Here is a 20456-nt window from a genome sequence, read left to right on the forward strand (position 1 = left end):
CCGCTGGTCCCAAGGACAGGCGCAACGCCTTTTTTCACAAAGCCAGCCACCATGTGGCGATCACGCCGAGACTTTCAAGATAACAGCATCATGCCCGGTTGCCTCGACGAATTTGATCAGGTCGGCGGCGGCGATCGATGTCGTGGCTTCATTGGTCAGCGGATGGGCGTTGATCACCGCATGCGCCATCAACTCCTGGTCGAGAACCACCTTGACCCTGCGCGCCGTATCGTTGATCAGCCCGAACACCGTGACCGCGCCCGGAACCACGCCGAGCAGCTCCATCAGCAATTCCGGCTTGCCGAAGGAAACGCGGCCCGAGGCGCCGATGAGATGGTGGATCTGCTTGAGGTCGACCTCGGCCTCCTCGCCGACGCTGACCAGGAAGACATTGTCCTTCTTGTCCTTGAGGAACAGGTTCTTGGTGTGCCCGCCGGCAATTTCCCCGCGCAGCGCCTGCGAATCGGCAACCGTGAACAGCGGCGGATGGCGCCGCGTCTCGACGGCAATGCCGAGTTCGGCGAGAAAGGCGAAAAGCTCGGCTTCGGTCTTCGGCATCGGTATTTTTCTCTGTCGCGGTTCAGGCCTGCCGTTTACGGCCAATGATGCCGTCGAGACAAGACCGTCGTGCAACAAGGCAATACGGGCTTATCGCCGCGCGTGGGTCCGAAAGGTTTGTCGGCGCCGCCGGGTGCGGCCAAAAAGCCTGCGATTTCCCTGTTGCAATCGCCGCGCTCTTCGGCCATATAGGCCCGGCTTGCGGCCCAACGGCCGTGCGAGCGGGTGTAGCTCAGGGGTAGAGCACAACCTTGCCAAGGTTGGGGTCGAGCGTTCGAATCGCTTCACCCGCTCCAATTTCCTCCAGGGGAATCAAGCACATGAAAAGCCGCGGTCCGCCGCGGCTTTTTCGTTTCTGGGTGATGGACGGGGCGTCATGCGTTCGCCCTCGGCGCCAGCCGCCTATGAGTTGCCTCTTCCACGCGGCCAAGGAGCACAGCTTTCCCTTTCGACGAGGACAGGCAGGAGGATTTCACGGCGCGACTGGGCCGCCGGGTCGCCGAGGCGATCCAGCAGCAGGCTCACAGCCCGCGTTCCTATTTTCTCGACCGGTTGTGCGACCGTCGTCAGCGGCGGCCAGGTGGTGACGGCATAGGGTATGTCGTCGAAGCCGATCATCGACATGTCCTCGGGAACCTGCAATCCGCGCGCGCGCAGCGCGGTCAACGCGCCCATGGCCATCAGGTCGTTGCAGGCGAAGACCGCCGTGATCTCGGGCGCCTGCGCCATCAGGCGCTCCATCGCCAGACGCCCGCCGGCGAATTGATAGTCGGAATCCACCACCCTCGCCGCAGGCAAGTCCAGCCCGGCTTCGCGAAGCGCTCTGACGAAGCCGAGCAGGCGGGCCGGGCTCGAACTGGAATCGCGCGGGCCGCCGATGACGCCAAACGTGCGGTGGCCGAGCTTGATCAGATATTGACCGGCGAGGTAGCCACCGTGATGGTGGTCCACCAGCACCGAGTCCATATTGAGTGACTGGATCTCGCGATCGAGCAGCACCGCCGGCACGTTGGTCTTGGAGAGACGCGAGAACACCCGCGCGCGGTCCGACGAGCCGGCGAAGATCAGGCCGTCGATCTGTTTTGCTATCAGCACGGACAGGTAGCGCTCCTCCTTTTCGGCGCTGCCGTCCGAATTGCACAGGATCACCGTGTAGCCCGCCAGGAAACCCGCGTCCTCGATCTGGCGCGCGACGCTGGCGAAGAACGGATTGGAATTGTCGGGCAGGAGCAGGCCGATGGTCTTGGTCTCGCCGCGCCGCAGGCTCCGGGCCAGCGAATTCGGGCTGTAGCGCAAGGCCGCGATCGCCGCGTGCACCCGCTCGGCCGTCTCCGGTCCGACATGGCGTGTCTGGTTCATGACATGCGAGACGGTGGCGACGGACACCCCGGCATGTCGCGCGACATCGGCAATCGTCGTCATGGTCCCCTTTCCCAGCGCATTTTTCTAGCGAATTACCCTGAGCAGCCTTTCCCGGTAGGCGTCAAGGATGACGGCCAGCACGATGACAAGGCCGATCACGATCGGCTTGAAATTATCACCGACGCCGAGCAGTTGCAGCCCGGTGCTCAGCACCTGGAGAATGCAGGCGCCGACCAGCGTACCGATGACGGAGCCCTTGCCTCCGTTCAGGCTGGTTCCGCCGATGATGACCGCGGCGATGGCGTTAAGCTCGTAGCCGACGCCCGCGATCGGGCTGCCGATGTTCAGGCGCAGCAGATAGACCATGGCCGCGATACCGGCGGTCGCACCGCTGATCGTGAAAGCGGCGATCTTGTAGACGTCTGGATTGTGGCCCGAGAGGCGCACCGCCTCGTCATTGGTGCCGACGGCGAAGATCATGCGGCCGAAAACGGTGAAGCGCAGCACAAACCAGCCGGCCGCGATCACCAGCACCGCGATGAGGAAGATCGAGGGCAGGAAGCCGCCGATGATGAGGTTGCCGAAATCGATGAAGCTTTGCGGCAGGCCGGTGATCGTCGAATTGTCGCTCACCACGCGCGCCGCGCCGGCTGCCATGTTGAGCATGCCGAGCGTGACAATGAAGGATGGAATCTTCCAGCGTGTGGAGATCAGCCCGTTGAGGGCGCCGCAGACGGCGCCCGTTGCCATGCAGCCGACCAATGCCAAGGTGATCGAGAGGGCCGGCGTCAGGCTCTCGCTGGTCATGATGGTGGCTCCGACGACCGTGCAGAGCGCAAGCACCGAGCCGACGGAGAGGTCTATGCCGCCGGTCAGGATGACGAAGGTCATGCCCGCCGCCAGCACCGTGTTGATGGCGATCTGCACGAAGATCTTCAGCGCGTTCTCCGGCGTGGCGAAATAGGGGGCCGTGAGCGAGAAGAACAGCGTGATCAGCACCAGCGCCATCAGCACGCCGGCGTCGCGGACGAGAAAGCGCAGGAGCTTCGGCCTGGCCGTGGACGCAGGTGCCGACGCAGCGGTTTCGGACATGTCGCTCATGGTCGCACATACTCCTGATAGGCGAGCGACAAGATGCGCTCCTGGTCGAATTCGGATCGTGGCACGTCGCCGACGATCCTGTTCTTCGAAAAAACGATGATGCGGTGGCACATGCCCATCAGTTCGGGCAGGTCGGACGATACCATGACGATGCCCTTCTGCGCCGCCGCCAGCATCCACAGCAACTGGTAGATCTCGCGTCGCGCGCCGATGTCGACGCCGCGCGTCGGCTCGTCGAGGATCAGCGTCGAGGTGCCGCGAAACAGCCACTTCGCCAGAACCACCTTTTGCTGGTTGCCACCCGAAAGGTTGCGCACGGCCTGGGCGATCGAGCTGGTCTTGACCCGCAACTGGCCGACCAGATCGGTCGCAGCGGCGGCCTCCGCGTCACGATCGAGCAGACCGAACCGCGAGATCCTGCTGAGGTCGGTGACGGTTATGTTCTGGTCGACCGGCAGGTCGAGCAGCAGGCCCTGGCCCTTGCGATCTTCGGTGAGCAGGCTCAGCCCATGCCGCACGGCGTCCTTCGGCGCGAAAATCGCGGCCCTCACGCCGTCGACTTCGATGACGCCGCCGATCTTTGCATCGGCGCCGAACAGCGCCCGCATCGCCTCTGTCCGGCCGCTGCCGACGAGGCCGGCCACCCCCAGTATCTCGCCATGTCGAACGTCGAACGATATTGCGGGTGTCGTAGTGTCGCGCTTCAGATCCTTGACGCTGAGCGCGACCTTGCCCGGCACGATGGAGGTGTCGAAGCCGTATTCGTCCGCAATGTCGCGTCCGATCATCATGCGCACGAGGTCGGGCACGGTCAGTCCCTGCAGGTCGCGGGTGCTCACCAGCTGGCCGTTGCGCAGCACCGTCACCCGATCGCCGATCTCGAAGACCTCATGCAGGCGATGCGAGATATAGATGATCGTCACACCCTTTGCCTTCAGCCGCTTGATGATGGCGAACAGGCGTTCGATTTCCGGTGGCGTCAACGTCGCGGTCGGCTCGTCCAGGACAAGAAGCTTGCTGTCGTAGCAAAGGGCTTTTGCGATCTCGACGAGTTGCATCTGCGCGACACCGAGTTCCTCGACGCGCATCTTCGGGTCGACGTCCAGGCCGACCTCCTTGAGCAGTGCAACAGCGCGCCGCTTGAGCACCTTGCCATCGACCACGCCAAAGCGGCGAGGCAGGCTCTCCAGCATCAGGTTCTCGGCGATGCTCAGATACGGAAGCAGATTGAGTTCTTGGTGGACGATGCGGATGCCGCCTGCCTGCGCATCGTGAGGCGTCTTCGGGTGGTATGGCGCGCCGTTGAAGGTGATCTCACCGCTGTCGGGCCGGTAGATACCCGCCAGCAGCTTGATCAGGGTCGATTTGCCGGCGCCGTTTTCGCCCAGAATGATGTGGGTTTCGCCGCGTTCGATGCAGAGCGAGACGCCGCTGAGCGCGATGGCTCCCGGAAAGACCTTGCCGACCCCTTCCAGGGTTAGAATTGCATCGTTCGCCTTCATGGCAACAAATCCTGAACTTCGCGCGCGCCTGGACGAGGGGCATCGACTCCACGGCGGGCGCCGTCATCGCCGCCAGGACTTGGCAAGCGACCATGGCGGCGTATGCGAGGCCGGAGCATCTGCGCCCGGCCGTGGAGATGCAAGGGTCCGCTCGGCGGCCTTAGCCGGTGACGAGCTTGATGTCGGTCTTGACCCAGCCGGAGAATTTCTCGCCGGCCAATTCGCGCAGGCCGTAGTCGATGCCCAGCGCAGCCATCTTGGCGCCATACTGCTCGATCGTGGCAAGCATCTTGCCGCTCTTCAGGAGCGGTCCGACAGCCGGGATATTGTCGAAGCCGACCACCTTGATCTGGTCGGACTTGCCGGCCGCGTCGATGGCCTTGACGACGCCGAGCGCCATCGAATCATTGGCCGCCATCACGCCCTGAATGTCGGGGTGCTGGGTCATGAAGTTGGTCATCAACGTGTTGGCTTCCTCGGTTTCCCAGTGTGCCGTCTTGCTGTCGAGCAGATCCAGCCCGTGTTCCTTCACCGCGTCGTCGAAGCCCAGCTTGCGCTCCTTGGCATTGTCGGCTTCCGGGTTGCCTTCGAGGATGACGACCTTGCCACCCTTGCCAAGCGCCTTGCCGAGCGCGTCGCCCGCCAGCTTGGCGCCGGCGCGGTTGTCCGGCCCGAAGAAGGCGAGATCGATGCCGGCTTTCTTCTTGGCTTCTTCGTCGAGCGCGACGTCGATGTTGATCACCTTGATGCCGGCCTTCAGCGCCTTCGCGATCGGTGTGACCATGGCCTTCGAATCGGCCGGGGCGACGACGATGATATTGAACTTCTGGGTGATGAAATTCTCGATGGCGTCGACCTGCGCGGCAAAGTCACGCTCGTCCTTCATGCCGACGGCGGCGAAATCGAACTTGTCCTTGTTCTTGGCCGCGTAGTCCTCGGCGCCGGCCTGCATCTGCTTGAAGAATTCGTTCGCCAGTGACTTCATGACCAGGCCGACCTTCGGTTTGTCGGCCGCGATGGCCGGTCCCAGCGGCATGGCCAGTGCACCCGCCGCCAGCACGCTGGTCTTGAGGAATTGGCGGCGCGAAAATGGGCTTGAATCGAGACCGGGGGCGGCGTGCGTATTCGGGTTCTTGCTCATGCGTTCCTCCACTTGATTGAACCGTAATCGGTTACGTAACCGATTACGCCGCCAGTAAGTGCCACTATTTGTCCGGTGTCAATATCATTGCCAGAGCGATCGAGACGATGAGAGAAGGTCACACCGTTGCCTGCATTCATGGCATTTGCACGGGAATAGCTCCGCAGGGGATCACGGGCGGCCCAAAGGCGGTGCGAACGGGTGTAGCTCAGGGGTAGAGCGCAACCTTGCCAAGGTCGAGCGTTCGAATCGCTTCACCCGCGCCAAATTTCTGAAACCAAGGCTTAGACACTGGGGCGCGGCCCGGATTTTGGCTGATCATTTGCCGCCGTCAAGCGGCTTCCGCCCCGGGGATCAACGGGGACCAAATGTGCGCTGTACACGCCAGCTTTCCCTTCTCACCAATTGCCCATGCGGTTCTGCGCTGCACTCTTGAGCGCGCGAGAGGCGGATCGATCGAAGCTGTCGGAGCAGACGTCAGCTTTGGTCAAGCCAACGTCGCGCAGATGCAAGTTGGACAGGTGACCAAGCGAGCGCTTTGTCGCGGCGGGTCCGCCACTCATGGACAAGGGCCAGCAGCGTTCGCGCCCAGTCCGCAAGCGAGTGTCCTTCAGGAATGCCGAATGCTGTTGGCAGCGGAGTCGGCATGAAGATACCCGCGCTCCTTCGTCCGCAACACGCGCCCTCCCAAGCTCCGGCAATACTACTTCACCGGGCCACGTGTGATGGTCGTGAGTTCTGCGATCACGTCAAACGCCTTGATGCTCAATGTCGGGTCACCTTTCATCTCCGCAATAATCGGCCCGTCCAGGAAGGCCTGCACTGCGGCGTCATCGTCGAACAGGTAGATCCCGCCGGCTTCGCTTTGGGCCTCGTTTATGATCCAGACCTTCCAGCGCAGGCCAGGTATGTCCGCGATGGGTTGAGCATAGGGCAGGTTTTCTTTCTCGTACTCGGCCCTTGGCCCGTTGAGCTTGTAGTTGATTTGCAGGATTTTAGCCGACATAAGAGTGCTACTTCGCGGCTGCGAGAAGATAGCCGCCCTCCCAATGCCAAATTTGCTTGTCATCGACCGTCACGTTCAGAATAGCTTGAAAGCCGGCCAACGTCCCGCTTCCTGCGGAGAACGCGCAATGTCCTGTTGGCGGTTTCGCGGTGTCATAGACGATGCAATAACCAATCGCGGAGTCGCCTGGCCCAACGGCGAGAACGACGGAGCTGCTCGTAAATAGCGGGCTACTGAGAACAGGGCCATAATAAAGAACCTTTGTGCCAGCCGGTATTTCCTTCAGACTCGATTCGGTAATTGTACAGAAGCTCGGTGTTTCACCGTTGTAACCACTGCATTCCTTGGAGAATTTTAGAGGCGATAGCTTGGGCGCGTCGGTCGCCATCGCGGGCCAGCCGAACGACACCGTAGCCAAGAGAGTCACTGCGAGAATTTTTCTCAAAGCAAACATTTTCTTGCTCCTAAGTCTGACCATCCGAGTTCAATCACCATGACGGCGGAAGGCGGGCAGGCAATAGGGCAGCTTCAGAAGCGTTCCGCTTCAGATTGTGAACTGGCCTTAGACCTTCGCAAGGACTAACTTGCGGCAAAGGAGCGCCCGGCCATGACGCGTCGGCCTTACGGACTGATCTGTCCGATCTCGCTTGCCTGCGAGATCCTTGAACCGCGCTGGACGATCCAAATCCTGACCGAACTCTGGAACGGCTCGACCCGCTTCAACGACATTCGCAAGGGGTTGGGCAACATCTCGTCCGCCATCCTGTCGAGGCGGCTCAAGGAGATGGAGTCGTCGGGCCTGGTCGAGCGCGTCGAGGACAAGGCGGCGGGCACCGTCGACTATTTCCGCACCGAGAAGGCGATCAAGCTCGAACCGGCGATGAACGCGCTGGCGGAATGGGCGCTATGCAACATCGAGGCGGAGATCGCGCTCAGCGGTGCGGATGCTTCGACCATCATGTGGGTCGTGCGGCGAATGATCGACCTCGCTGAACTGCCGCGGCGGCGCGCCGTCATCCGCTTCCATTTCCGCGACGATCCCCCACTGAAGTGTCCCAACTGCTGGTTTGTGGTCGAGCCAGGCGCGGACTTCCCCGAGCTATGCTGGCTCGACCCCGGCCGGGATGTCGACCTTTACGTCGAGACCGGCGTTGTTTCACTGGGGGCCATCATCGAGGGCCACTCCAGCATCGAGCGCGAGAAAGAAAGGGGCCGCCTTTTTCTGAGCGGCGACCCCGCCCTCGCCCGCAGCATGGACCGCTGGCTACGAACCTCGGTCTATGCAGGGCTCCAGGGAATTGTCCAGCTTTCTTGAAGCCATATTGGGGTTGCAGCCTTGTTCAACCCGCCAAGGACGAAAGGGCCATATGGGCTTGCCTCAAAAAGCTATAGCGCAAACAGTAAGATAGCCGTGCCCAGTTTCATCCTGTCCGGCGCTCCAGTTTCCTCGAAGGGGAATCAAGCATCGAAATGCCGCGGTCCGCCGCGGCTTTTCGTTTTTGGGGCACTGGAAGCTAAATTCACTCTAAGGCATTCTCGCAAGCTGCTCGGGATGCCTCATGCACAACCTCACCCCCATCCTTTCGACCGTCACCGCCGCTTTCCTCGCTTCCTTCGTAGAGGTCGTCGAGGCCTTCACCATCGTGCTGGCGGTCGGAGTGACGCGCGGCTGGCGGTCGGCTCTCACCGGCGCTGCCCTGGCGCTGGCGCTGCTGGCGGCACTGGTGGTGGCGTTCGGGCCGCTGCTGGCGCTGGTTCCCATCACCATCTTGCAATTCGTCGTCGGCGTGCTGTTGATCCTGTTTGGCCTGCGCTGGCTACGCAAGGCCATCCTGCGCGCCGTTGGCGTCATCGCCCTGCATGACGAGGCGGCGGCGTTTTCCAAGGAGACCGCCAGCTTGCAGCAGCAAGCCAATGACCGCCGGGCCGACTATCTGGCAGGGCTGGCGGCGTTCAAGGCGGTGCTGCTCGAAGGTGTCGAGGTGGTGTTCATCGTCATTGCGGTCGGCGCCGCGCATGGGCAGACGCTTTACGCCGGCCTCGGCGCGCTGGCGGCGTTCATCCTGGTGATGATGATCGGGCTCGCAGTGCACCGGCCGCTGGCGCGCGTGCCGGAAAATGCGCTCAAATTCGTCGTCGGGCTGATGTTGACCAGTTTTGGCATTTTCTGGACGGGCGAAGGCATCGGCGCCGACTGGCCGGGCGCCGATCTGGCACTGCTGGCCATCTTCGCCGTCGTTGCGCTGGCCTCCTTTGCCATCGTCCGCTGGCTGCGCAGCGCCTATCCCACCAGGGGGTTTGCCCGATGAGCATTGTCCGTCTTGCCATCAAGGAACTCGTCGGCATGTTCATCGATGACGGTAACCTGGCGCTGCTGGCGCTGATGCTGATTGCGGCGGTCACAGCGGCTGTAAGGCTTTTCGCAATGCCGCCATTGCTTGGCGGCATTGCGCTGCTGGTGGGTTGCCTCGCGATCCTGGTGCAAAGCGTGCGGCGCGCCGCCCGCGCTCGATAGCGGTCCATTGCCGGTCGGTTGTGCGGTTGTCGTGGTGCCCAGTGCACTGAAAGCAACCGGGAAAACCCGCCAACTATGCAAAGAGACGACGAGGCCATGCCGCTGGGTCGCCGCAGTGTGCGCATCCCTGCGGTGCGTTGATTTCGTTCGGTGGATGTAAATGGCGACGCGATCGCAAGCCACAGTCGATACGTCATAGTTAATAGACAGTGCGTTGTTTAAGTGCTCAACTAGCTTTGTCATCAGCCATTGAACGGGCGCTGGTGCTTGAGAGCAGCGGGAGCTGTGCAATGACAATCATCCCAACCTCTGTATTTTCCGGAATCCCCATCGAGAGCACCGACGGCACGATTTCGGTGCTGCGGACACTTCCCGAAATGGCCGATGCCCTGGCGAATGACTGGCCCTCCGACGGCCCGCTGTTCCTGGCTGCGCTGGCTGCCCTGGTGCAGGAAAGGGTCGGCTCCTGCAGCACCAGAGACGTCCACAGGGCCTTCATTGCGGCGGCCGTCGAAGCCGATTGCCTTCCCGACAGCTACCTGAGGGATTGAGGAGATGCCTCTCACGCTCCGCACGACACTCTGTGAGACGAGGGATGCGCTGCACGTGCTGCGAAGGGCTTTGTTTGTCCGCGGCCATACGGAAGCGATGGAGAGCATCGATACGCATATTGGCTTCGCGGAAGATGAAGCCGTCCAGGCGATAAGCGCCATTGACCGCGCGGAATTTCGACGACCCATCCTGGTCTCGGTGGCAAACCCGGTGCAGCCCGCCTCTATTGTCGTCCCGACCGCACTGCCGACAAAACTCGCCGAACTCAGGGAACTTGGATTGGGCCTGAGCGCCTATTGCGGCAATCCGCGTTGCGGTCATCTGCGCTCGCTCGATCTTGACCCTCTGATCGAGACTTACGGCACCCACTACGACTTCATCTGCGAACGGCGGCTGGCATCGAAGCTGGCATGCAAGCGCTGCCAGCATGTTGGCGGCAGGCTGGTCGTGGTTTCCGACAAAAGGCCCCGCTATTGACCGCCGGGAAGGGTCAGGCGCTGATCAATAGAGGGTGAACGGCGTCGGCAGGAAGCCGCCACTCCTGAAATGCTTGCCTTGTGATCCTGGTGCTCAGCGTCCGCCGCGCGGCTCGTGGCGCCAATCAATAGAATCAATAGAGGGTGAACAGCGTCGGCAGGAAGCCACCATTCCTGAAATGTTCGACCGTTTCGATCAGCGGGAAAAGGGCAAGGAAATAGAGCCCGTCATAAAATGTCCGCTTCAGCGCAGCCGTTGAAAACTGCCACTCGGCCTGGTCGACAAACAGCAGCGGGTTCGGCCAGAAGCGCGGCGTCCGCTCGGCATAGGCCGTGTAGGCGGGGCCGAACTTTCCCAGCAGGAATTCGGCTTCCTTGCGCGCCGTCACCCGGAAAACGATGAAACTGGCGAGACCCAATGCCAGGGCCACGACGACGGATCCGTACATCAACCCGATGCCCACCGCGCCGATGGTGGAAAAGAAATAGAGCGGGTTCTGGGTCATCGAGAATGGCCCCGCGGAAATCAGCTCTTCGTTCTTCTTGCCGCCTACATAGAGAATGCTCCACAGCCGCCCGCCGACACAGGCAAGCACCAGGACGACGCCGAAGAGTTCCATGAGCTCGTGACCGTCCGACCCTTCGCTCAGGAACGGCTTGGCAAACAACAGCAGCACTATGGCCAGGACGGCCGCCACCTGGACAACGATGAGGCGCCTGTGCTGGTCGAACGCCACCGGCGACGGCTTGGGGGAAGCGTAGGTCATTGGTGTTTCTTGCGACTCCGGCAAGCCTGTGGAACCGGGCGGCGGCGGTGCGCCCTGCATTAGCCACTACTCTTTCTGCCGGTTGCTGGCGAGACGTCGGTGGCGATTTTGTCGCTTCCACGCCCATTCTTACGAAAATGTAAGCTTCCAGACAGATGCCGGTGAAGTCGCGTCCCTAGGGTCGCCGCTGCCGGTCAGTCTGGCCGGAGCACGATCGCCAAAAGACCGGCGCCAACAGGAAAGCGCCCATGAACAGACTGGTTCTCGCCCTCGCGCTCACAGCACTTGCCATCGCCAACCCGATTGCAGCCGCCTCCGCCGCACCAGCGCCTTGCGAAGAAACGCTCAAGACCCTGCGCGCCGCGGAAGCCGAAGCCAAACTCGACGATGCGGACAAAACCAAGGTCTCCGAGCTGGAGACCAAGGGCATCGAGCGCTGCAACGCCGACGACGACAAGCGCGCCGACGACTTCTTCGCTCAGGCCATGAAAATCCTGGGCAAGTAACTCCGCCCGCAACGACAGGACACCGCCATGCTGCCGCCAGCCACCCAACGTGCCGCGCCTCTTCTTAACCGGGTTCCCGATGTCACCGTCGATTTCTGGCTGATCAAGCTGATGGCGGTGACCATGGGCGAGACGGCGGCCGACTATCTCGCCGTCAATCTCGGCCTCGGGCTCACCGTCACCTCGTTGATCATGACCGGCATCCTGGTTGTCGCCCTTATCCTGCAGTTCGCCCAGAAACGCTATGTGCCATGGGCCTACTGGCTGGCGGTGGTGCTGATCAGCATCGTCGGCACGCTGGTCACCGACAACCTCGTCGACAATTTCGGCGTGCGGCTTGAAACGACGACCATCGCCTTCAGCATCGCGCTCGCCGCGACATTTTCGGTCTGGTACGCCAGCGAAAGAACGCTGTCGATCCACACCATCTTCACCACCCGGCGTGAGATCTTCTACTGGCTGGCGATCCTCTTCACCTTCTCGCTCGGCACCGCGGCTGGCGACCTTGTCGCGGAAAGCTTCGACATCGGCTACCTCACCACCGGCCTGTTGTTTGGCGGCGTCATCGCGCTCATCGCCTTTGCCTATTATGTCCTCAGGCTGGACGGCATCCTTGCCTTCTGGCTCGCCTACATCCTGACGCGGCCGCTTGGCGCCTCATTCGGCGACCTGCTGTCGCAACCGGTCGAATATGGCGGCCTCGGCTTTGGCACCACCTTGACCAGCATCCTCTTCCTTGGCTGCATCGTCGCCCTTGTTCTCTACATGACGCTGAAGCGGGACATCGACCAGACCGACGAAATCCTGCTTCAATCGGAGCACGAATGAAGCGGCTGCATGACGAGCGGGCAGGCGCTGGCCGCTATTCTAGGAACGGGTCGCTGCCGGTGATAGCGTGCTACCTTGAAAAGTCGGCAACAGACCGGAACGACGATGCGCCTTCTCCTTGTTGAGGATGACCCCAGGACGGCCGACTATGTCGTCAAGGGATTGAGCGAAGCCGGACATGTTTGCGACCTGCTGCGCAACGGGCATGACGCGCTGTTTGCCGCGACGCGCGACGCCTATGACGTCATCATTGCCGATCGCATGATCCCTGGCCTCGACGGCCTGTCGATGATCAAGGCGGTGCGTGCCGCCGGCGTGCGCACGCCGGCGATCTTCTTGACCTCGGTCGGTGGCGTCGACGACCGGGTCGAAGGCCTGGAGGCCGGCGGCGACGATTATCTCGTCAAGCCATTCGCCTTTTCCGAGCTGCTTGCCCGCATCAACGCGCTGGGTCGCCGGCCGGCGGCGCAGGAGCAGAAGACCGCCTTGCGGGTCGCCGATCTCGAAATGGATCTGATCATGCGCCGCGTCACCAGGCAGGGTCAGGTGATCGACCTGCAGCCGCGGGAGTTCAGCCTGCTCGAAGTGCTGATGCGCGGCGAAGGCCGGGTCATCACCCGGACCATGCTGCTGGAACGCGTCTGGGACTTCCATTTCGATCCCAGGACCAGCGTCGTCGAGACCCATATCAGCCGGCTAAGGGCCAAGATCGACAAGCCGTTCGAGATGCAGCTCATCCACACCGTCCGCAACACCGGCTACAGCCTGCATGCGCCGGTTTAACCTTCTGCGCAGCACGCCTTTCCGGCTTGCTTTGACCTTTGCCTTCCTGTTCGTGCTTGCCTTTATCTTGTCGGGCGCCATCGTCTATCAGCTGATGAGCGCCGATCTTGCCGAGCGGCTCGACGAATCCATCAAGGAGACCTATTCCGTGGTCGCGGCGACTTACGCCGAAGCCGACCTGGAGGATCTGGTTGCCACGGTCGACAGCCATGCCGCGCTCTCAACCAAGAAAGAGCAGCTGTTCTCGCTGACTGGTCCGACCGGCAATCATCTGGCCGGAAACTTTACCGCGGCAGACCTTCCAGATGGCTTCTCGATGTTTGATGCCACCATGCCCGGCGTGCCGGCCGACACCGTCTACCGCGCCTGGTCCGGTTCGGTTGGTGGAAACAATCTGACGGTCGCCTTCAGCCTTTCCGAAACCAAGGAGCTGGAAACCATTGTCCTGATGAGTTTCGGCTGGGCAACCCTGATCATCGCCGGTCTGGCGGTGGCCGGCGGCGCCTTGCTGGCGTCGCGTGTCCAGCGCCGCCTCGACGGCATCGCCGCCACCATGGTCGACGTGTCGCATGGGCGGCTTGACGCCCGCATTCCCCTGGTTGGCAACGGCGACGATATCGACAGTGTCTCCACGCAGGTCAACGCAGCGCTCGACCGGCTGGCGGCGCTGGTCGAAGGCATGAAGCAGGTCAGCGCCAACATCGCCCACGATCTGAAGACGCCGCTGAACCGCCTGCAGATGATTTTGGAGGGCGCCGCCGAAAAAACCACTTTGGGCGAGGCCGTTTCCGATGAACTAACGGAGGCGCGGGCGGAAGGCCTGCAGATCAACGAGACATTCGATGCGCTGCTGCGCATCGCCCAGATCGAGGCCGGCGCGCGCAAGGCGCGCTTCGTCGATCTGGAGCTTGGTGGCGTCGTCGAAACCATTGCCGAAATTTATGCCGGCGTCGCCGAGGACGACGGCAAGTCGCTTTCGGCGAAGATGGTTCTGGACCACGGCAGCCGGATCCATGGCGATCGGGAACTGTTGACGCAGATGTTCGCCAATCTGGTGGAAAATGCCTTGCGGCATTGCCCGGCCGGCACGGAAATCGAATTGTCGGTGACATCGAGGGATGACCGCATTCTGGCGAAGGTCGGCGACGACGGCCCTGGAATTCCCACCGAGGAGCGCGAAAAAGTGTTCCAGCGGCTCTACCGGCTGGACAACAGCCGCACGACGCCGGGCAGCGGCCTTGGCCTGAGCCTGGTGCGCGCCATAGCCGATCTGCACGGCGCCTCGATTGCCCTGGAAGACCGCCATCCCGGCCTTGCGGTTGTCGTGAGTTTTCCTGCCACCAAGGCAACTGGCTAAGGCGCGGCAGCCACTGCGCTCAGCGGTCGATGCGCGTCGACAGGATGATCGACGACGACGTCCGCTCGACGCCTTCCATGGCGCCGATCTGATCGAGCAGCGTGTCGAGATCCCGGATCGACGGCGCGTCGACGATGACGATCATGTCGAAATTGCCGCTGACCGAATGCAGCGTCCGCACCGGCGCCAGCGCCTGCAGGCTGCGCACCACTTTGTCGGCCAGCTTGGGCGTGACGGTGAGCAGCACATGCGCCCGCACCAGCCCCTGTTCATAGTCCGGCGCCAGCCTGACGCCGTAACCGGTGATGATGCCGCGCTGTTCCAGCCGCTCGATCCGGCTTTGCACCGTGGTGCGCGAGACGCCAAGCTGGCGCGCCAGCTCGGCGGTCGAGGCGCGCGCATTGCCGCGCAGTAGAGAAAGCAGGGCCTGTTCGGCATCACTGAGCATTTCGACGAACCTTGCCGGCAGATTGACCAAAGAGAGGTTTCGTTTCGAACAATTCCACGCTTCCTTTCGACAGGCAAGCTGCGATTCTCCTGAACATGGTGCCCACCGCACAGCGGTTCGGGCCAGAAGCTTTCACGAGGGAATCGGATCATGAAGAAAATCATCGCCGTAGGCGCCGGCAAGATCGGCTCGACCATTGCAGGCATGCTCGCCGACACCGGTGACTATCACGTCACTGTCGTTGATCGCGCGGCGGCACAGCTTGCTGCCGCTGAACTCCCCGCCGGCGTCGAAGCGTTGGAGCTCGATATTGCCGCGCCCGGCGCCCTCGAGACCGCGCTTGCCGGCGCCTTTGCCGTGCTGAGCGCCGCCCCCTTCCATCTGACCACCCGCATCGCCGAGGCGGCGGCCGCCACCGGCGTCCACTATCTCGACCTGACCGAGGATGTCGTCTCGACCCGCCGGGTCAAGGAACTGGCCAAGTCGGGCAAGAGCGCCTTCATCCCGCAATGCGGGCTGGCGCCCGGCTTCATCTCCATCGTCGCCAACGATCTCGCCAGCCGCTTCGACACGCTGGAAAGCGTGCGCATGCGCGTCGGCGCGTTGCCGCAATACCCGTCCAATGCGCTGAACTACAATCTGACCTGGAGCACCGACGGCGTCATCAACGAATATTGCGAGCCTTGCGAAGCCATCGTCGAGGGCGAACTGATCGAAGTGCCGCCGCTGGAGGAGCGCGAGGAATTCTCGCTCGACGGCGTCACCTACGAAGCGTTCAACACCTCCGGCGGCCTGGGCACGCTGGCCGAGTCGCTGAAGGGCAAGGTGCGCACGCTGAACTACCGCACCATCCGCTATCCCGGCCACGCCGCGATCATGAAGGCACTGCTCAACGACCTTGGCCTGCGCCACCGCCGCGACGTGCTGAAGGACATTTTTGAAAGTGCTTTGCCGGCAACGCTGCAGGACGTGGTCATCGTCTTCGTCACCGTTTCCGGCCGCCGCAACGGCCGCCTGCTGCAGGAGACCTACGCCAACAAGATCTATTCGCAGCGCATTGGCAACCAGGTGCGCAGCGCCATCCAGATCACCACCGCGTCAGGCATCTGCGCCGTGCTCGACATGCTGGCCGACGGCAGCCTGCCGGCTACCGGCTTCGTCAGGCAGGAAGACATCGCGCTCGACGCCTTCCTCGCCAACCGTTTCGGCCGCGCCTATGCACAGCACGAAATGGTAAGCCGGCTGGCGAGCTGAGGCCTTGAGGTTCGCGCCGTTCCTCTCCCCCGTCGATCTGGGGAGAGGTGTCGAGCGAAGCTCGACGGCGTGGGGGTCGACCTCGCGCGGGCATCGTTATTTCAAGCCGGGCGGGCCCAACCCTAATTGAGACTCTGTGGTGAGTTGTCCAGCGGTGCCGCATTTGAGGACCGCCTTCCCCCACTCCGTCGCTGCTATGCAGCGCCACCTCTCCCCCCTCCGGAGGGAGAGGAAAGGAGCCTGGAGCGCCCCACAAGGGGGGTTAGAGCGCTCCTACTTGCGCAACAGCAGCGGTCGCCCGAGCAGAAACCGAATAGCATTGCCCGCGGTTCGTGGCGCCATGCCGGACCGCGCCGCCTGTCGCGGCGCGCTCTTCTTTCGGCTGGGCTCCCGCACCTTGGTTTCGATGCCGGGTCGACCGACGGCAAAAGACGGCTCCGCGACCGGCTTGCCCCTCAGCACATTGGCGGCATTGTTGTCGTGGATGACGATGCACCATTGCGCGCCCTTCGACGCCGCCACGACGGTGTTGAAGCGCGTCGCCATCTTTGCGTGGTGCTCGCTGTAGATGCCGCTCATCGCCGGTGATCTCTTCTCGACCAGCGTGCCGAATGCCGACGTGACATATTCGTGGAGCGTGTAGCGGCCGGTTGCCGTGTCGAAATTCTGGCCGTCCGGAAAGGCAATGTAGAGGGGCTGCACGTCCACCGCACCCTTCTCGATCTCCCGACGCGCGTAGTGCTCCACGCGCTCCATGAAGGTCGGCGCCAGCGCGTCGTCGCTGTCGAGCCGCGTGAGCGAGACATACTCGGCATCGCTATCGCTCTGGACGAACGCATTGAAGCGATTGTTATAGTCGTCGCCAGCCTCAACGAGGACCGGCCTGACGTCGATTCCGGCCACACAATTGCAAACTGTCCGAACATAGTTCTCATGCGTCTCGGCATCGAACGCCACCAGGACGGTAAAATCCTTCAGCGATTGGCCTTCGAGCGAAGGCGCGCAATATCTGTCAAACAACGCCAACCGCTCAACCAGCCATACCGGGTCGAGATTGGCGCGGCCCTTTCCATCCCACTGGCTCGGCTTGAAGCCGGTGGCGGCGTTGTAGCGAATGGCGATGTATTTCTTCAGTCTGGTGTCCATGGCCGGACACTTAATACACCTGCTGATTTGCGACAATCGACGGCGGGCCGGCGGGCCGGCGGGCGAAGTGAGGAGCGCGACGTTACCTTCTCCCCTTGTGGGAGCAGGATGGGAGTCTGCTGGAGGAGGAAGGGAGCCTGAAGGAATAGGTTCGCGCCGTTCCTCTCCCCCGTCGATCGGGGGAGAGGAAAGGAAGGCCGCTAAGCGCTCAAATATGCAGGGCGTGGCCGAGCGCCTTCAGCGCCGCTTCCTGAAAACCTTCGCCTTGCGTCGGGTGGGCATGGATGGTGCCGGCGATGTCCTCCAGCCGCGCGCCCATTTCCAGCGCCAGGCCAAAGGCGGCCGCCAGTTCCGACACGCCATGACCGACCGCCTGGATGCCGAGCACTAGATGGTTGTCGGCGCGTGCAACGACGCGCACAAACCCTTCCTCGCCAAGCTTGGTCATCGCCCGGCCATTGGCGGCGAACGGAAACAGGCCGATCTTGATCTCGCCTTGGGCCTTTGCCTCGTCCGGCGACAGGCCTGCCGTGACCAACTCCGGATCGGTGAAGCAGACGGCGGGGATCGACCGCTTGTCCCAGCTGCGCTTGTGGCCGGCGACGATCTCGGCCACCATCTCGCCTTGCGCCATCGCACGGTGCGCGAGCATCGGCTCGCCGGTGACGTCGCCGATGGCAAAGATGCCGCGCATCGAGGTGCGGCACTGGTCGTCGATGCGGATGAATTTGCCGGCCCGATCGAGATCGATCTGCTCGAGCCCCCAGCCCTCGGTCACTGGCTTGCGCCCGACCGTGACCAAAATCTTGTCGGCGGCGATTTTCGCGCTCTTGCCGTCCGCAGTCTCGACCAGCAGCGCATCACCCTTGGTGGAAATCCCCTTGGCCTTGGCGTTCACCAGCACCTCGACGCCGAGCTCGCCCAGCCGCTTGACCACCGGCCGCGTCAACTCGGCATCATAATGCGCCAGCACGCGCGGCAGCGCCTCGACCACCGTCACCTTGGCGCCCATCTTGGCAAAGGCAATGCCTAGCTCCAGCCCGATATAGCCGCCGCCAACGACCGCAAGTTTTTTCGGCACGTCGCCGAGCGCCAGCGCTTCGGTGGATGAAATCACCGGCCCGCCAAACGGCAGGAACGGCAATTCGACCGGCGCCGAGCCGGTTGCGATCACCACCGTTTCGGCACGGATCACCTGCACGCCGATCTCGGTCTCGACCTCGACGGTCTTGCCGTCGCGAAACGTCGCCCAGCCATACACGGTCTTGACCTTGGCCTTCTTCAGCAGCCCGGCGACACCACTGGTCAGCCGGCTAACGATACCGTCCTTCCAGGCGATCGTTGCAGCGAGGTCAAGCGCTGGCCTCGACAGCGAAATGCCGAGCGGGCTTTTGCCGCCGGCCATATGCGTCACCTTCTCGAACTCTTCGGCCGCGTGGATCAGCGCCTTGGACGGGATGCAACCGACATTGAGGCAGGTGCCGCCCGGTTTGCCGGTCTCGACGATCACCGTATCGATGCCGAGCTGGCCGGCGCGGATGGCGCAGACATAGCCGCCCGGACCGGCTCCGATGACGAGCAGCTTGCAGGAGATTTCTTTCATGACCACTGCTTCCTTTCGGCGAAGGCCGCTGCGCCCCTTGTCCTTCCCCCCTTGTGGGGGAAGGTGGATCGGCGTGACAGCGCCGAGACGGATGAGGGGTGTTCCAGCGGAGTGAGACGCTGGCGTTCCCTGGAGCACCCCTCATCCGTCGCCTTCGGCGACACCTTCTCCCACAAGGGGAGAAGGGGGAGCCTGGAACCGGACGGCTCGCGCTTCGAGATCAACCTCATCCCCCATCAATCCACGAAAATCAGCGCCGGCGTTTCCAGCAGCGTTTTGATGCGCTGGATGAACACCGCGGCGTCCCAGCCGTCGATGACGCGATGGTCGAAGCTCGACGAGAGGTTCATCATCTTGCGCGGAATGAACTGGGTGCCATCCCACACCGGCCGCACCATCATCTTGTTGACGCCGATGATCGCCACTTCCGGGTGGTTGATGACAGGTGTCGTCGCCACGCCGCCCATGGCGCCAAGCGAGGTGATGGTGATGGTCGAGCCCGAAAGCTCGTCGCGCGTTGCCGTGCCGGACTTGGCCGCCTCCGCAAGCCGGTTCACCTCGGCGCCGCAATCCCAGATGTCGCGCGCCTCGGCGTGCTTGACCACCGGCACCACCAGCCCCGACGGCGTCTGCGCGGCGATGCCGATGTGGACGCCGCCATGCTGGTGGACGATGCCGGCCTCGTCGTCGAACAGCGCGTTGAGGTTGGGCTGGGCGGCGATTGCCTTGACCATCGCCCGCATCAGGAACGGCAGCAGCGTCAGCTTCGGCCGGTCCGCGCGCTTCTCCTTGTTGAGCGCGGCGCGCAGATCCTCAAGCGCGGTGACGTCGATCTCCTCGACATAGGTGATGTGCGGGATGCGCGACTTGGACAGCGACATCTTCTCGGCGATCTTGCGCCGGAGCCCGATGATCTTGATGTCCTCGACCGCGTCGTTGCGAGCCAAGCCGGAAACCGCCGCCATCTGCGGTCCACGCTTTAGGAACGCCTCGATGTCCTCATGGCTTATGCGGCCGGCCGGGCCGCTTCCCGCGACCTGACGCAAATCGATGCCGGCTTCTTTTGCCCGGAGACGAACAGCCGGCGAGGCCAGCGGCTTTTCGCCTTCGGGCCGCGGCGCGCCGGAAGCTTGCGCCGTGCTTTTCGCAGCAGAGGTTGGCGCGGGTTTCGCCGGCGCCTCGGCCGCCTTTGGCGTTACCGTCGGAGTTGACACAGCAGCCTCAGGCTTCGGTGTTGTGAGCTTGGCCGGCGCTTCCGCTTCGACAGGCTTTTCCGCTGTGACCGAACTCACATTGCCTTCGCCGGCAACCTTCAAGCGAACGATTGGCGAGCCGATCGCCACCGTGTCGCCGATCTCGGCGCCGAGCCACAGGATCTCTCCATCGACCGGCGAGGGAATCTCGACCGTCGCCTTGTCGGTCATGACAGCGGCCAGCACCGTGTCCTCGCGCACCAGGTCGCCGACCTTGACATGCCACTCGACCAGCTCGGCCTCGGCAACACCTTCGCCGACATCCGGCAGCTTGATGATGTGTTCGCCCATGGTCTGG

General features: G+C 62.8%; 22 protein-coding genes and 1 tRNA gene. 11 read left to right on the forward strand and 12 right to left on the reverse strand.

The features are described 5' to 3' along the window. Positions 1-60: 60 nt before the first annotated feature. Positions 61-558: a prolyl-tRNA synthetase associated domain-containing protein gene (locus AC1DX6_RS00580; RefSeq protein ID WP_477310203.1), complete on the reverse strand. Its 498-nt coding sequence runs from the start codon at positions 556-558 to the stop codon at positions 61-63. Positions 559-779: 221 nt separating this feature from the next. On the opposite strand from AC1DX6_RS00580, the gene AC1DX6_RS00585 reads away from it, so the two are divergent. Beyond that, positions 780-854, forward strand: a tRNA-Gly gene (locus AC1DX6_RS00585). A 106-nt stretch (positions 855-960) separates the two neighbouring features. Here AC1DX6_RS00585 and AC1DX6_RS00590 read toward each other — a convergent pair. The 6 genes from AC1DX6_RS00590 to AC1DX6_RS00615 all read right to left on the reverse strand — a co-directional run bounded on the left by AC1DX6_RS00590 (position 961) and on the right by AC1DX6_RS00615 (position 7124). After that, on the reverse strand, positions 961-1980 hold the full coding sequence (locus AC1DX6_RS00590; RefSeq protein WP_477310205.1) for a LacI family DNA-binding transcriptional regulator: 1020 nt from the start codon (positions 1978-1980) through the stop codon (positions 961-963). Between the two features lie 24 nt (positions 1981-2004). Beyond that, on the reverse strand, positions 2005-2928 hold the full coding sequence (locus AC1DX6_RS00595) for an ABC transporter permease (protein WP_477311869.1): 924 nt from the start codon (positions 2926-2928) through the stop codon (positions 2005-2007). 89 nt (positions 2929-3017) lie between these two features. After that, positions 3018-4523, reverse strand: coding sequence for a sugar ABC transporter ATP-binding protein (locus AC1DX6_RS00600; RefSeq protein ID WP_477310207.1), 1506 nt, complete (start codon positions 4521-4523; stop codon positions 3018-3020). Positions 4524-4683: 160 nt separating this feature from the next. Then, positions 4684-5664, reverse strand: a complete 981-nt coding sequence (locus AC1DX6_RS00605; protein WP_477310209.1) for a substrate-binding domain-containing protein — start codon at positions 5662-5664, stop codon at positions 4684-4686. A 703-nt stretch (positions 5665-6367) separates the two neighbouring features. After that, the gene (locus AC1DX6_RS00610) at positions 6368-6670 is read right to left on the reverse strand and encodes a YdhR family protein (protein ID WP_477310211.1); all 303 of its coding nucleotides are present in this window, start codon (positions 6668-6670) and stop codon (positions 6368-6370) included. A 7-nt stretch (positions 6671-6677) separates the two neighbouring features. Then, a complete protein-coding gene (locus AC1DX6_RS00615; RefSeq protein ID WP_477310213.1) occupies positions 6678-7124 on the reverse strand; it encodes a hypothetical protein in 447 nt (148 codons plus the stop codon). Between the two features lie 153 nt (positions 7125-7277). Between AC1DX6_RS00615 and AC1DX6_RS00620 the strand changes: the two genes are divergently transcribed. The 5 genes from AC1DX6_RS00620 to AC1DX6_RS00640 all read left to right on the forward strand — a co-directional run bounded on the left by AC1DX6_RS00620 (position 7278) and on the right by AC1DX6_RS00640 (position 10214). Continuing rightward, positions 7278-7985, forward strand: a complete 708-nt coding sequence (locus AC1DX6_RS00620) for a winged helix-turn-helix transcriptional regulator (protein WP_477310215.1) — start codon at positions 7278-7280, stop codon at positions 7983-7985. A gap of 244 nt (positions 7986-8229) precedes the next feature. Next, positions 8230-8979: a COG4280 domain-containing protein gene (locus AC1DX6_RS00625; protein ID WP_477310217.1), complete on the forward strand. Its 750-nt coding sequence runs from the start codon at positions 8230-8232 to the stop codon at positions 8977-8979. Beyond that, complete coding sequence (locus AC1DX6_RS00630) at positions 8976-9185, forward strand: hypothetical protein (protein ID WP_477310219.1); 210 nt, start codon at positions 8976-8978, stop codon at positions 9183-9185. Before AC1DX6_RS00625 ends, AC1DX6_RS00630 begins: the two co-directional genes overlap by 4 nt. Before the next feature lie 290 nt (positions 9186-9475). Further along, the gene (locus AC1DX6_RS00635; RefSeq protein ID WP_477310221.1) at positions 9476-9736 is read left to right on the forward strand and encodes a DUF982 domain-containing protein; all 261 of its coding nucleotides are present in this window, start codon (positions 9476-9478) and stop codon (positions 9734-9736) included. 4 nt (positions 9737-9740) lie between these two features. Then, the gene (locus AC1DX6_RS00640; RefSeq protein WP_477310223.1) at positions 9741-10214 is read left to right on the forward strand and encodes a hypothetical protein; all 474 of its coding nucleotides are present in this window, start codon (positions 9741-9743) and stop codon (positions 10212-10214) included. Positions 10215-10347: 133 nt separating this feature from the next. Here the strand turns inward: AC1DX6_RS00640 and AC1DX6_RS00645 are convergent, their stop codons facing one another. Next, positions 10348-10980, reverse strand: a complete 633-nt coding sequence (locus AC1DX6_RS00645) for a methyltransferase family protein (protein ID WP_477310225.1) — start codon at positions 10978-10980, stop codon at positions 10348-10350. Positions 10981-11228: 248 nt separating this feature from the next. Between AC1DX6_RS00645 and AC1DX6_RS00650 the strand changes: the two genes are divergently transcribed. The 4 genes from AC1DX6_RS00650 to AC1DX6_RS00665 all read left to right on the forward strand — a co-directional run bounded on the left by AC1DX6_RS00650 (position 11229) and on the right by AC1DX6_RS00665 (position 14454). Next, positions 11229-11486 (forward strand): hypothetical protein, encoded by a 258-nt coding sequence (locus AC1DX6_RS00650; RefSeq protein WP_477310227.1) that lies wholly within the window; start codon positions 11229-11231, stop codon positions 11484-11486. A 27-nt stretch (positions 11487-11513) separates the two neighbouring features. After that, positions 11514-12314 (forward strand): COG4705 family protein, encoded by an 801-nt coding sequence (locus tag AC1DX6_RS00655; protein ID WP_477310229.1) that lies wholly within the window; start codon positions 11514-11516, stop codon positions 12312-12314. A 105-nt stretch (positions 12315-12419) separates the two neighbouring features. Further along, entirely contained in the window at positions 12420-13097 is a 678-nt protein-coding gene (locus tag AC1DX6_RS00660; RefSeq protein WP_477310231.1) for a winged helix-turn-helix domain-containing protein, read from the forward strand. Further along, on the forward strand, positions 13084-14454 hold the full coding sequence (locus AC1DX6_RS00665) for a sensor histidine kinase (protein ID WP_477310233.1): 1371 nt from the start codon (positions 13084-13086) through the stop codon (positions 14452-14454). The genes AC1DX6_RS00660 and AC1DX6_RS00665 overlap by 14 nt, the downstream gene beginning before the upstream one ends. A 19-nt stretch (positions 14455-14473) precedes the next feature. On the opposite strand, the gene AC1DX6_RS00670 is transcribed toward AC1DX6_RS00665, so the two are convergent. After that, positions 14474-14902 carry an Lrp/AsnC family transcriptional regulator gene (locus tag AC1DX6_RS00670; protein WP_477250362.1) on the reverse strand — a complete coding sequence of 143 codons (429 nt, stop codon included), beginning with the start codon at positions 14900-14902 and terminating at the stop codon, positions 14474-14476. A gap of 150 nt (positions 14903-15052) precedes the next feature. On the opposite strand from AC1DX6_RS00670, the gene AC1DX6_RS00675 reads away from it, so the two are divergent. Further along, positions 15053-16156, forward strand: coding sequence for a saccharopine dehydrogenase family protein (locus AC1DX6_RS00675; protein WP_477310235.1), 1104 nt, complete (start codon positions 15053-15055; stop codon positions 16154-16156). A 273-nt stretch (positions 16157-16429) separates the two neighbouring features. On the opposite strand, the gene AC1DX6_RS00680 is transcribed toward AC1DX6_RS00675, so the two are convergent. The 3 genes from AC1DX6_RS00680 to AC1DX6_RS00690 form a co-directional block, all read right to left on the reverse strand. Beyond that, positions 16430-17302 carry a glycosyltransferase gene (locus AC1DX6_RS00680; protein ID WP_477310237.1) on the reverse strand — a complete coding sequence of 291 codons (873 nt, stop codon included), beginning with the start codon at positions 17300-17302 and terminating at the stop codon, positions 16430-16432. Between the two features lie 208 nt (positions 17303-17510). Further along, positions 17511-18905 (reverse strand): dihydrolipoyl dehydrogenase, encoded by a 1395-nt coding sequence (gene lpdA, locus AC1DX6_RS00685; RefSeq protein ID WP_477310239.1) that lies wholly within the window; start codon positions 18903-18905, stop codon positions 17511-17513. A gap of 236 nt (positions 18906-19141) precedes the next feature. Beyond that, positions 19142-20449 (reverse strand): dihydrolipoamide acetyltransferase family protein, encoded by a 1308-nt coding sequence (locus AC1DX6_RS00690; RefSeq protein ID WP_477310241.1) that lies wholly within the window; start codon positions 20447-20449, stop codon positions 19142-19144. Positions 20450-20456 lie beyond the last annotated feature (7 nt).

The sequence above is a fragment of the Mesorhizobium sp. P2_C4 genome (assembly GCF_056404575.1).